The following is a 13,406-nucleotide window of genomic DNA, read 5'->3' as shown; positions in this document are numbered from 1 at the left end:
ATTCTGTGCTAAGTCGCAATAAAAAACCCTAAGCTCGCTTAGGGTTTGATTTAGAATTGAATCATTAGAAAATAATTTGCTGATTTTGAAGTAACTCTTCAAGTGTTGTATTGACATGCTCTAAAATCAAAAGATCACTTTTTGCATAAGCCACACCTGAACCATCACGATCTATTTGGAGTACTGTTTGATCTTTCAAAGCATCGTAAGTCACCGATACATATTGCTGAATATTTCCAATATTTGCAGCATTTTCAATTAATTCAGTGATATCTATTTTATCTGCTTCAGTGTCAGTTATCACATTTCCTTTGTGAAAATCGGTCCAAGTATCTGTCCCATTTCCACCTGTTGCATCATTTTCAACCAGTAAATGATAAATAGCTGTATCGGAACCGATTCCACCCGTTAAAAAGTCATCGCCCTTACCACCTTCCAACCAATCATTACCTGCATTGCCTTTCAAAGTGTCAACACCATCGCCCCCACGCAAAATATCATTAAATGCACTACCTTGAAGGGTGTCATTTCCAGTTGTTCCGTAAACGCGCACATTAGAAACAGCAAGATGTTGGTCAAAATCAGAAAGTTGGTCATATGTAGGAATTTTTGTTGACCCTAATAAATTAACATCTGCTAGTGTTGATAAGCTATTTTTACTATAACCAATGATTTGATTACTCGTATCTTTATTAGAATCATTGGTATATCTAGAATCCCATGCTTCTAATGTCAAGCTTCCCAACAAACTAATATTTGTTAAACCTAATAATTTAGGATCATAAACTGTGGCAAAAAACTCCATAATCGCAGAATTATCAATTGTTCCACCATCTTTAGCAGTAATTTCTAATGCTGACGTAACGGCTACTAACCCTAATATTCCAGTATTTACAGGCTTAACACTTAATCCCAAAATATCTGCTACAGCTTGAGAATACTCCCAACTAGGACCAAATATGCCCGCTAAATCCAAAAGCGCGCTGGTTTTTAATATGACTTTCTTTAAATCATTATTCACATCATAAGCAGCTATGGGTTGGTTATCTAATTGAATAAGCCCAAGAGCATCAAGACCCACTAAACCGAGTAAGCTCCCTTCTTTAAGTGCCGTGATCGGGTTTTGCGTAGTACTAGTTTGATAAGTACCAATATCAAAAACATTACTGATCGGACTCACATTATGTGAAGCATCTGTTGCTGTTGCCGTAATTTGAAAATTAGAACCCTGAACACTTCTAAACGTCGGATTGGTTAATGTTGGCTCATAACTCCACCGACCTGAGCCATCTGCAATTGCAGTTCCTACTTCAAGGCTATTTACAAAAACGGTGACAATACTGTTTTCTTCTGCAACACCATATATGGTTGGGGTTGAATCATCCGTCAAACCACCTGAATAAATATTACCAAATGTTCCTACATTATCTTCTGCCCCTAAGATAATCGGTGCAGGTGGTGGCGTAACATCAACGTTCGAGTGGTTATCACCTCCCGGCAAAGTGGTTAATGGGATACTCACAGCATCATTGCCTGCTGTATCTTGGATTGCGGATGTATCATTATTCGGACTTGGATCGGTGTAGCTATAACTCACGCTTTGTCCGATTCCAATTGCTGGAACGAAGCTGAGAAAAACATCATTGCCGACTACCGTTACACCACTGGCTGTAACTGTTTGCCCGTTAATCGTAATGTTGAAATTGGTTACATTTGGTGGATTGTTTCCATCCAAGGCTTCGTTGTAGTGGAATACTAGTTGCCCAACTGTATTCACTTCTACACTTTGTAATTGTGGTGCTGTGCTATCAACATTCGAGTGGTTGTCACCTGCTGGTAAAGTGGTTAATGGGATAGTAGCAGCATCGTTGCCTGCTGTATCTTGAATTGCGGATGTATCGTTATTTGGACTTGGATCGGTGTAGCTATAACTCACGCTTTGTCCGATTCCAATTGCTGGAACGAAGCTGAGGAGGACATCGTTGCCTACCACGTTAATTGTATTTGGAGTAACCGACTGACCATTGATCGTGATACTAAAATCAGTGGCATTCGGTAGATTATTTCCATCCAAAGCTTCGTTGTAGTGAAATACCAACTGTCCTGCTGTGTTTACTTCTACGCTTTGTAGTTGTGGTGCTGTGCTATCAACATTCGAGTGGTTATCACCTGTTGGTAAAGTAGTCTGCGCAATACTGTTTGCATCATTTCCTGCAACATCTTGAATTGCGGATGTATCGTTATTTGAACTTGGATCGGTGTAGCTATAACTCACGCTTTGCCCAATACCTATCGCTGGAATGAAGCTAAGGAAGACATCATTGCCTGTAACCGTAACACTTGTTGGAGTGACGGTTTGTCCGTTAACAATGATACTAAAATCAGTTGCACTCGATAAATTTGTTCCATCCAAAGCTTCGTTGTAATGAAATACCAATTGGCCTGCTGGATTCACTTCTACACTTTGTAGTTGTGGCGCTGTACTATCAACATTCGAGTGGTTATCACCTGTTGGTAAAGAGGTCTGTGCAATGCTATTTGCATCGTTCCCCGCAACATCTTGGATTGCGGATGGATCATTATTCGAACTTGGATCAGCGTAGCTATAACTCACACTTTGTCCGATTCCAATTGCTGGAACGAAGCTCAGTAATACGTCACTTCCCGAAATAGTAATTGCTGTTGGAGCAGCAGTCTGACCATTGATCGTGATACTAAAATTATTAACATTCGGTAGATTCACACCATCCAAGGCTTCGTTGTAGTGGAACACCAATTGGCCTACTGGATTGACTTCGACACTTTGTAGCTGTGGCGCTGTGCTATCCACATTCGAGTGGTTGTCACCAGCTGGTAAAGTGGTTAATGGGATACTCGCAGCATCATTACCTGCAACATCTTGAATCGCGGATGTATCGTTATTCAGACTTGGATCGGTGTAGCTATAACTCACGCTTTGTCCGATTCCAATTGCTGAAACAAAGCCAAGGAAGACATCGTTGCCTGAAATTGTAATTGTACTTGGAGCAACATACTGACCATTAACGGTCACTGTGAAGTAACTCGCATTCGGTAGGTTCACACCATCCAAAGCTTCGTTGTAGTGAAATACCAATTGACCTACTGGATTGACTTCGACACTTTGTAGCTGTGGCGCTGTGCTATCCACATTCGAGTGGTTGTCACCAGCTGGTAAAGTGGTTAATGGGATACTCGCAGCATCATTACCTGCAACATCTTGAATCGCGGATGTATCGTTATTCAGACTTGGATCGGTGTAGCTATAACTCACGCTTTGTCCGATTCCAATTGCTGAAACAAAGCCAAGGAAGACATCGTTGCCTGAAATTGTAATTGTACTTGGAGCAACATACTGACCATTAACGGTCACTGTGAAGTAACTCGCATTCGGTAGGTTCACACCATCCAAAGCTTCGTTGTAGTGAAATACCAATTGACCTACTGGATTCACTTCGACACTTTGTAGTTGTGGTGCTGTGCTATCAATTGTTGAGTGGTTGTCACCACCCGCTAAAGTGGTTAATGGGATACTCGCAGCATCATTGCCTGCTGTATCCTGAATTGCCGAAACATCGTTATTTGAACTTGGATCGGTGTAGCTATAACTCACGCTTTGTCCAATTCCAATCGCTGGAACGAAGCTCAGGAAGACATCGTTGCCTGAGATGGTAATTGTATTTGGAACAACAGACTGACCGTTGATCGTGATACTAAAATTTGTTGTACTTGGTAGATTCACACCATCCAAAGCTTCGTTATAGTAGAATACCAACTGTCCTGCTGGATTCACTTCGACACTTTGTAGTTGTGGGGCAGTAACATCAACATTCGAGTGGTTATCACCTGCTGGTAAAGTCGTTAATGGGATACTCACAGCATCGTTCCCTGCTGTATCCTGGATTGCAGAAATATCATTATTTGAACTTGGATCGCTGTAGCGATAACTCACACTTTGTCCAGTGCCAATCGCTGGAACGAAGCTGAGTGACACATCGTTACCTGAGATCGTAATTGTACTTGGAGTAACAGATTGGCCATTAATCGTGATACTAAAATTAGTTGTATTTGGTAGATTCACACTATCCAAACCTTCGTTGTAGTGGAACACCAATTGACCAACTGAATTGACTTCTACACTTTGTAGTTGTGGCGCTGTGCTATCAATTGTTGAGTGGTTGTCACCACCCGCTAAAGTGGTTAATGGGATACTCGCAGCATCGTTGCCTGCTGTATCCTGAATTGCAGAAATATCATTATTTGAACTTGGATCGCTGTAGCTATAACTCACGCTTTGCCCAATGCCTATTACTGGAACAAAACTCAATAATACGTCACTTCCCGAAATAGTAATCGCTGTTGGAGCAACAGTCTGACCGTTAATACTGATACTAAAATTAGTTGCACTTGGTAGATTCACACTATCCAAAGCTTCGTTGTAGTGGAATACCAATTGGCCTGCTGGATTGACTTCTACGCTTTGTAGTTGTGGTGCTGTGCTATCAACATTCGAGTGGTTGTCACCTACTGGTAAAGTGGTCTGTGCAATGCTATTTGCATCGTTCCCCGCAACATCTTGGATTGCAGATATATCGTTATTCGAACTTGGATCGGTATAGCTATAACTCACGCTTTGTCCAATACCGATGGCTGGAACGAAGCTAAGGAGGACATCGTTGCCTACCACGTTAATTGTATTTGGAGTAACCGACTGCCCATTGATCGTGATACTAAAATTAGTTGCACTTGGTGGATTCACACTATCCAAAGCTTCGTTGTAGTGGAACACCAATTGACCAACTGTGTTCACTTCTACGCTTTGTAGTTGTGGTGCTGTGCTATCAACATTCGAGTGGTTGTCGCCACCTGCTAAAGTGGTTAATGGGATACTCGCAGCATCGTTGCCTGCTGTATCCTGAATTGCAGTTATATCGTTATTTGAACTTGGATCGCTGTAGCTATAACTGATGCTTTGTCCTATTCCAATTGCTGGAATGAAGCTGAGTAACACATCATTGCCGACTACTGCTACACCAGTAGCTGTAACTGTTTGCCCGTTAATGGTGATGTTGAAATGACTGGCTAATGCTGTGTTATTAGCGTCTAAGGCTTCGTTATAATGGAATACCAATTGTCCAACTGGATTGACTTCGACACTTTGTAGTTGTGGCGCTGTGCTATCAACATTTGAGTGGTTGTCGCCTACTGGTAAAGTGGTCTGTGCAATGCTATTTGCATCGTTCCCCGCAACATCTTGAATTGCTGACGTGTCGTTATTTGAACTTGGATCGGTGTAGCTATAACTCACACTTTGTCCAATTCCAATCGCTGGAATGAAGCTGAGCAATACATCACTGCCTGAAACCACGACACTGCTTGGAGTCACAGTTTGACCATTAACCGTCACTGTGAAATGACTCGCATTCGGTAGATTCACACTATCCAAGGCTTCGTTGTAGTGGAACACCAATTGTCCTGTTGGATTCACTTCGACGCTTTGTAGTTGTGGCGCTGTGCTATCAACATTCGAGTGGTTGTCGCCACCCGCTAAAGTGGTTAATGGGATACTCGCAGCATCGTTGCCTGCTGTATCCTGAATTGTAGAAATATCATTATTTGAACTTGGATCGGTGTAGCTATAACTTACACTTTGCCCAATGCCTATTGCTGGAACAAAACTCAATAATACGTCACTTCCCGAAATAGTAATCGCTGTTGGAGCAACAGTCTGACCGTTAATACTGATACTAAAATTAGTTGCACTTGGTAGATGCACACCATCCAATGCTTCGTTGTAGTGGAACACCAATTGTCCTGCTGGATTCACTTCTACGCTTTGTAGTTGTGGGGCATTATTGTCAGCAGTTGGTGTCGTTGGAACTGTAGAATTATTATTAACAATGATTGAGCTTAAGTCTGTGGCATCGTTTCCTGCGATATCTTGAATAGCATTTATGTCGTTATTATTTGAGATATTTTGAATCGTAAAACCATCACTTCTTGCATTGCTTGCACTTGGATCTGTATAAGAAACTTGAACATTTTGCCCAACTGTGACGGCTTCACTGAGGGTCAGAATAACGTCTTGCCCGCGAATACTAATATCTACAATACGAACAATAACGTCTCCAACCGTTACTGTAAAATTCTCTATTGTCGGTAAATGCGTGCTGTCTAGGCTTTCATTGTAGTTCAAGGTTAATGCTGTACCACTTGCATCTACTGTTGCACTGATAAAACTTGGCGCAGTGACATCACCCGCAGTCACTTGCATTTGTTGATGGTTATCTGAAGCATCTATCACTGTGACTAAAATAGTTTCACCATCAGCCAATGGACGATCAAGTTGAATATCATCAACTGCATCATTCCCTGTAGCAAACCCACGACCAATGATATTGCCATCTGAATCTGTAATTTCTACAGTCCCAGTCTCATTCGATATAATCTCTACGGTATTTGCATCTTTAATATCTGCTGAAATAATTGGAGCAGTGACATCACCGACAACAATCACTTCAGTCGTATTATTACCTGCATGATCAGTAACATTGACTACAATCGTATCACCGTCATTGAGCAACTCATCGACATCTATGCTCACTTGACCATTTGAATCAACAACGCCCTCGCCAATGGTCTTACCCGTTTCGTCTTTAATTTCTACCTTACTACCAACCTCATTGGAAATGATCTGAATTGTACTATTATCAATGATATTGACCTCCACCAGCGGGGCAGTCACGTCACCAACATTGACCGATTCAGTCGTTTTATTTCCAGCATTATCTGTTGCAGTAATTGTGATAACTTCATTATCTTGCAAAGGTCTTGTTAACGTAATCTCAATATCACCTGCTTGATTTATTTTCCCTGAACCAATGCTATTACCATTTGCATCTAAAATAACAATTTGGCTCGCCTCATCCGAACTAATTTTAATATGACTATTATCAAGAATGTCATGTTTTATTATTGGCCCAGTTTTATCTACGTTATTTTCGTTGTTATTTTCGTTATTTGAATGATGTCCACGACTACTACTTGCGCTTGCTGCAATACCAATAATACTCAAAGCTGTAGCAACCCATGCCCATGTTGGTGCCACAGTGGATTCACCATCTGATAAATAATCTTGAAAGTCGTTAATACCCAAATAATCTACTTTGGTAGCAACACCTTCTGCATTAAACTCCTGTAAATTGACAAGAAAATACTGTTCATTAGCTGCCTCCAATACCAACTCTTTAGGCGGTTCTCCTGAAAAATAATCATCTAAAACAATTTTTTCACCCGTATTTAATTCAACCTCCAAGTTATTTCCAACTTTGGTTATTTTCGCAATATCAGCTTTATCCAGATTAGCCTTAAAAATACGATGGCTTATATTCTCCTTATCAAAAGTGATGACTTGAACCGTTCCCTTTTCATATATTGGTTTAGTTGTCATGTTATTACCTATCTTATTATACCTACCCATTAAAAAAGATAAGGAAATCTATTAGGCCAAACAAGTAGCTAATATTACTAAGAAAAATGAAAAGATAATGAATACAAAACTAACTACAGATGAATATTTAAATTAAAATAATATTGCGCTTATGCTTTTAAGTGATGCAGTTATCCAATCCTGTTTTTTATTTTAATCAAAATCCATTTTAATTTATTATTTTAATCACATTTATTTAGCTTGATTTACTAAATCTATTTTTCATCTATCAAACCAAGTAATATATTTTTTATTTTTATTTTTGAATGCTAACTTAACGATATTTTGTATTTTTTTGATTTTTGTTTGAAACATATTATATACAAGTGTATTTTTATTCCCATGGTTTTATTATGGGTATAATTAAAGCTTAATGATTAAAAAACACTCAAGCCTTAATTATATTTGTAACTAATTGTAAATAATTTAATTATTCTAATCGTAAATGTATTTTAGTAATAAAAAATTACCACTGCTTAAAAATAGCTTATAGATATTTAAACTTTGCCTAAATAGAAATTTAGAATAATAAAAAAGGTGAAGCTATTTACTTCACCTTTAATAATACATAATAAAAAGTTTTCTTAATTAAACTGTAAAATCATCACCTAAATACACTTCACGAACAGTTTCATTCGCAAGAACTTCTTCGGGAGTTCCTTCAGCAATCACAGCACCTTCACTGACGATATAGGCATGCTCACAAATTGCCAGCGTCTCTCTTACATTATGATCTGTAATTAAAACACCAATACCACGATCTTTTAATTGACGAATAATGTCTTTAATATCACCGACCGAGATTGGATCTACACCTGCAAATGGCTCATCCAATAACATAAATTTAGGGTCAGCAGCCAAAGCACGTGCAATTTCAGCACGGCGGCGTTCGCCTCCTGAAACACTCATTCCTAAAGAATCTTTGATATGTGTGATTTTGAAATCTTCCAATAATTCTTTAAGGCGTTGTTGACGTTGCTGCTTATTCAAATCTTTACGAGTTTCAAGAATCGCCATAATATTATCGGCAATGCTCAACTTTCTAAAAATAGAAGCTTCTTGTGGTAAATAACCAATTCCTTTTCTTGCCCGTTGGTGCATTGCTAGATCAGAAATATCTTCATTGTCTAAATGGATAACACCTTTATCCATCCGAACCAAACCAACAACCATGTAGAAACTGGTCGTTTTACCCGCACCATTGGGTCCAAGTAAACCTACAATCTGACCACTTTGCATTTTGAAAGAAACATCTTTCACTACCCAACGTTTGTTATAAACCTTCGCTAAGTGCTTAATGGTTAATGTTTGAGTCTGATCCTGCACTTGCATTAATCACGCGCTCCAGGGAATGTTTTTGTTGCACTAGGTGGAATAATAATTTGCACGCGCCCTTTTGAACTACCTATTGAGTCAGATGATGTACCAGAAGCTTCGATATCACCTTTATTCATACTGTATTTAAGCGTACTACTACGAATACTTGCACCATCTTGGTAAAGATAAGCATTTCCAATCAAATTAATAATACCTGTTTCAGCGTTATACACGATTTTCTGGGCTTCGCCACGTGCAATACCACGGTTACTTTCCAATTGTTGCTGAAATTTTGCAGGTGAACCATTCGCAGTGATGGTACTAATTTGTTTATTTTTATTGAGTTGCGCCACCAATGAAGCTGCTTGAAGCTTCATTGTACCTTGCTCAATAATTACATTTCCCGTGTATGTTGTCACACCAGTACGCTCACTATATGTCGCTTTATCCGCCACCAGTGAAATAGATTGACTACGATCGCTTGGCAACGCAAAAACAGACGCAGATAAACACATCAAGCTCACTGTACCGATTGCTTTTTTTAGGAAAGATTGAGTTAGTGAAAATGGCTTAATTTGGTGCATACTTTCCTCGAATATGAGCGAATTCATATTGACCTTCATTTAAATCAGCTTTTAAACCTTGGCTTATAAATTCAGCATTAGGTGCATTAACAGTCACTTGGTGAGTCGTTTCAAACTTGCGTACTTTAGGATAACCTGTTAATTCATCAGTCAAAAAAACCATTTTCCCTTGTTCACCAATTTTTGTTGCCTCAACTTGTCCAGTTAAAATAACTTTTTCATTGTCATTAAACCCTTGTGCTTGTTTAGCAAAAAAAGTTGAATCAACTTGATTTTGATGAAACATAGACGCATTTAGATGACTGAGTTTTGACGTTTTCTTTTGTAAATCTTGCTCCAAATGATCAATTTGAGCACGTACATACAAATTGCCCTTTTCATCGGTTTGAACCAATTGGATACCCTCAGCAGAATAAGTCATGCTTTGTGCAGAATTTGCATCCAGCTTCTTACCTTTTCCGCTGTAATAATAATAGCCACCACTGATTGCCGCGATGACAACTGCAGTAACATATAAAACCTTAGTATCCATAAATGATATTCAACATTCGATTAATCTGAATTTATGCTATTAATGCGGTATAGCTGTATATTTTTCAAGTAGTTCTTGGTAAACGCCTTTGGACATCAGTAACATATCGCAAACTTCACGTACTGCACCACGACCACCCATCGCTTGTGTGACTAAATCAGCACGGCGACGAACCTCGACATGACCATTCGGCACAGTCACTTTCATACCTGCAATTGCAAATGCAGAAAGATCAGGCCAATCATCGCCCATATATAAACAATCTTCAGGCTGTAAATTGAATTGCGCACACGCCTCTTTCAACGCAACACCTTTATCTTCACGCCCTTGGAAAACCAGATCCACACCTAAATCAGACATGCGTTTTTCAACAATATTACTTTTTCGACCCGTGATAATAATCACCTTGATCCCCGCTTGTTGAACCAGTTTCATACCGAGCCCATCACGAATATCAAAAGATTTAATTTCATCACCTGAATTCGTAAGTGTGACAAAACCATCGCTGAGAATACCATCTACATCTAAAACCAATGCTTCAATATGACGCGCTTGTTCTAACAAAACATAAGAAGCCATCTATTAATTTACTCCAGCTTGAATCAGGTCATGCATACTAATTACACCTATCACTTTATTGCGCTCATCGACGACAATAAATTGAGTAATTTTCTTTTCATTCATTTTTTCTAAAGCTTCTACAGCGCGAATTTCTTTAGAAACTGTCGATGGATTTTGAATCATCACCTCTGAAACAGGTAAATTGACATCAAAACCTTGTTGCTTATCAATTAAACGACGTAAATCACCATCCGTAAAAATACCCAATAAGGTGTCATTTTCATCAACAACTGTCGTCAAACCTAAACGTTTATTGGAAATTTCATACAACACCTTATTCATTGGCGTATTAGGCAAAACTTTCGGCAAATCACTACCTGTATGCATCAAATGTTTTACATGTAATAACAGTCGTTTACCTAAAGCACCAGCAGGATGCGACATCGCAAAATCATCAGCAGTAAAACCACGCGCATCCAATAATGCAACAGCAAGTGCATCACCCAAAACCAAAGTTGCAGTTGTACTTGAAGTCGGTGCTAAACCCAATGGACATGCCTCTTTAATATTTCCTAAGGTTAATGCAACATCAGCATTTTGCGGCATTGGCCCTGTATCATCACCACTAATCGTAATCAGCGGCACAGCCAAATGTTTGATTAAAGGCATGAGCATCATAATTTCATCACTCTTACCAGAGTTTGAAATTGCGATGAGTACATCGCCTTCGACCAGCATGCCCAAATCTCCATGTCCTGCTTCGCCGGGATGCATAAAGAATGAAGGTGTTCCAGTAGAGGCAAATGTGGCAGCCATTTTACGACCGATATGCCCTGACTTCCCCATACCAGTGATCACTAAGCGACCTTTACATTGCAAAATAATTTCGCAAGCACGTGAAAAGCGATCATCAATTTGTGTCGCCAAAATCTCTAAGGCTTGTTCTTCAATGCGTAAGGTTTCAAGTGCTACCTTTTGAAAATCAACTTGTTTCTGCATATTTTCAAGATTCAAAATGAACTGACCTTAACTCTATAAAGAGTTTGAATATCGACTGGAATATTTTTCATATTTTAGCATAGCAATACAATAGGCTGCTTTCCTAAATATATAATTTTCACTTTCTTAGAAAAATAATGCATAAATCTTTATGAAATATGGAGCTTAGGTTAAGATTAACTATCTTTTTATTTAAGCATTTAGACGACCTATGCAACCATTTGTTCTTTACAACTCTGAGCAACGTAAAAAAGTTGAATTTGTTCCCCGTAAAGAAGGACATATCGACATGTATGTGTGCGGTATGACAGTGTATGACTACTGTCACATCGGGCATGCTCGGGTTATGGTTGCATTTGACTACATTACTCGTTTTCTACGTAGCCAAGGTTGGAATGTTAAATACGTTCGAAATATCACAGATATTGACGATAAAATTATTGCACGTGCCAATGAAAACGGCGAAAGCATCTCTGCATTAACAGAACGTTTTATTATTGCCATGAATGATGATGCTACTCGTTTGGGTTGTTTAGAACCGAATGAAGCACCACGTGCCACAGATTATATTGATCAAATGCAAAACATGATTGGTAATCTGGTCAATAAAGGCACAGCTTATCCATCTGAAAATGGTGATGTGTATTTTGAAGTTGAAAAATTTACAAAATACGGTCGTCTTTCAGGTCGTAAACTGGAGGACATGCAAGCAGGTGCATCTGAACGTGTTGATGTTGAAGTTGAGAAAAAGCACCCATTTGACTTCGTACTTTGGAAACATGCCAAAGAAAATGAACCGTCATGGGCTTCGCCTTGGGGCAATGGTCGTCCAGGCTGGCACATTGAATGTTCTGCTATGTCAACTTGCAGCCTAGGCAATCATTTCGATATTCATGGCGGTGGCTCAGATTTAATGTTCCCACACCATGAAAATGAAATCGCACAGTCAGAAGCGTCTACAGGCGAGCAATATGTAAATTATTGGATGCATGTTGGTTTCATCAATGTTGATGGTGAAAAAATGTCTAAATCATTAGGCAACTTCTTCACTATTCGTGATGTGATGGAAAAATTCCACCCTGAAGTGATTCGCTACTTTATTGTGTCTTCACACTATCGTAGTCCTGTGAACTTTTCAGATTTTGCCCTCAAAGAAGCAAAAACCACACTTTCACGCTTTTATCATGCCTTTAAAGCTTATCAACAAGTGTATGGCAATAAAACTGTCGCAACGTTAGATACAAGCTTTGTTGAGCGTTTCAATGCGGCAATGTGTGATGATTTTAATACAGCAGAAGCAATTGCGATCTTGTTTGAAATCATCAAAGAGTTGAATCGTGCAGTTAAAGAAGAAAATGAAGCGCAAGCGACGCTTTTCTATTCTACATTACGTCATCTAACTGATATTTTAGCATTGGTTCAGTATGATGTAGATGAATTCCTAAAGTCTGATATCGGCCAAGAACAACTTGGTTTATCTGAAGCCGAAATTGAGGATTTGATTCAGCAACGTGTAGATGCCAAGAAAAATAAAGATTTTGCCAATGCAGATGCTATTCGCCAGTCTTTACTCGATCAAGGTGTCGTATTGGAAGATACTCGTCAAGGTACTGTTTGGCGTCGTGCGGACTAAGCTTTTAACCTAATTCAATTCTAATAGTGTAATTGTTTCAACGACATGGCAATACCATTAAAACAAAAAGAGCGTATTCGAGTTTGAATACGCTCTTTTTAAATGAGTATGAGCCAACTTTTGACTCACCTTTTAGCTCATTTAGAGCTCATTTGTTTAATGAGGAAGATCAAAAATAAATCATATTTAAATCACCAATATTGCTATTCAAACCTTCCTTTTTAACTTTTGAATGATCAAAAAGATCATACTTAGCTCAGAATTTAGTAAAAA

The 13,406-nt window shown here is 38.9% G+C and carries 7 protein-coding genes; 1 reads left to right on the top strand and 6 read right to left on the bottom strand.

From position 1 onward, the window contains the following. Window positions 1-64 precede the first annotated feature (64 nt). The 6 genes from ACY45D_RS07060 to ACY45D_RS07035 all read right to left on the bottom strand — a co-directional run bounded on the left by ACY45D_RS07060 (window position 65) and on the right by ACY45D_RS07035 (window position 11,500). Window positions 65-7,468: a SwmB domain-containing protein gene (locus tag ACY45D_RS07060; RefSeq protein ID WP_463109046.1), complete on the bottom strand. Its 7,404-nt coding sequence runs from the start codon at window positions 7,466-7,468 to the stop codon at window positions 65-67. 627 nt (window positions 7,469-8,095) lie between these two features. After that, window positions 8,096-8,839, bottom strand: a complete 744-nt coding sequence (lptB, locus tag ACY45D_RS07055; protein ID WP_120385019.1) for an LPS export ABC transporter ATP-binding protein — start codon at window positions 8,837-8,839, stop codon at window positions 8,096-8,098. Then, on the bottom strand, window positions 8,839-9,408 hold the full coding sequence (gene lptA, locus ACY45D_RS07050) for a lipopolysaccharide transport periplasmic protein LptA (RefSeq protein ID WP_463109045.1): 570 nt from the start codon (window positions 9,406-9,408) through the stop codon (window positions 8,839-8,841). The genes lptB and lptA overlap by 1 nt, the downstream gene beginning before the upstream one ends. Continuing rightward, window positions 9,395-9,940, bottom strand: coding sequence for an LPS export ABC transporter periplasmic protein LptC (gene lptC, locus ACY45D_RS07045; RefSeq protein ID WP_463109044.1), 546 nt, complete (start codon window positions 9,938-9,940; stop codon window positions 9,395-9,397). Before lptC ends, lptA begins: the two co-directional genes overlap by 14 nt. Window positions 9,941-9,979: 39 nt before the next feature. Beyond that, window positions 9,980-10,519: a KdsC family phosphatase gene (locus tag ACY45D_RS07040; RefSeq protein WP_010116418.1), complete on the bottom strand. Its 540-nt coding sequence runs from the start codon at window positions 10,517-10,519 to the stop codon at window positions 9,980-9,982. 3 nt (window positions 10,520-10,522) lie between these two features. Beyond that, window positions 10,523-11,500, bottom strand: coding sequence for a KpsF/GutQ family sugar-phosphate isomerase (locus ACY45D_RS07035; protein ID WP_463109043.1), 978 nt, complete (start codon window positions 11,498-11,500; stop codon window positions 10,523-10,525). 211 nt (window positions 11,501-11,711) lie between these two features. On the opposite strand from ACY45D_RS07035, the gene cysS reads away from it, so the two are divergent. Beyond that, window positions 11,712-13,133, top strand: a complete 1,422-nt coding sequence (gene cysS / locus ACY45D_RS07030) for a cysteine--tRNA ligase (RefSeq protein ID WP_463109042.1) — start codon at window positions 11,712-11,714, stop codon at window positions 13,131-13,133. Window positions 13,134-13,406: the final 273 nt, after the last annotated feature.

The sequence above is a fragment of the Acinetobacter sp. BZX-2 genome (assembly GCF_055179795.1).
Note: the sequence above shows the minus strand (reverse complement) of the source record. Positions and strands in the feature narration are given on the sequence as shown.

What these genes read in the sequence shown, in the direction of transcription:
- ACY45D_RS07060 (WP_463109046.1), bottom strand. Translation starts at nt 7,468, where the DNA reads ATGACAACTAAACCAATATATGAAAAGGGAACGGTTCAAGTCATCACT.
- cysS (WP_463109042.1), top strand. Translation starts at nt 11,712, where the DNA reads ATGCAACCATTTGTTCTTTACAACTCTGAGCAACGTAAAAAAGTTGAA.
- lptA (WP_463109045.1), bottom strand. Translation starts at nt 9,408, where the DNA reads ATGCACCAAATTAAGCCATTTTCACTAACTCAATCTTTCCTAAAAAAA.
- ACY45D_RS07035 (WP_463109043.1), bottom strand. Translation starts at nt 11,500, where the DNA reads ATGCAGAAACAAGTTGATTTTCAAAAGGTAGCACTTGAAACCTTACGC.
- lptC (WP_463109044.1), bottom strand. Translation starts at nt 9,940, where the DNA reads ATGGATACTAAGGTTTTATATGTTACTGCAGTTGTCATCGCGGCAATC.
- ACY45D_RS07040 (WP_010116418.1), bottom strand. Translation starts at nt 10,519, where the DNA reads ATGGCTTCTTATGTTTTGTTAGAACAAGCGCGTCATATTGAAGCATTG.
- lptB (WP_120385019.1), bottom strand. Translation starts at nt 8,839, where the DNA reads ATGCAAGTGCAGGATCAGACTCAAACATTAACCATTAAGCACTTAGCG.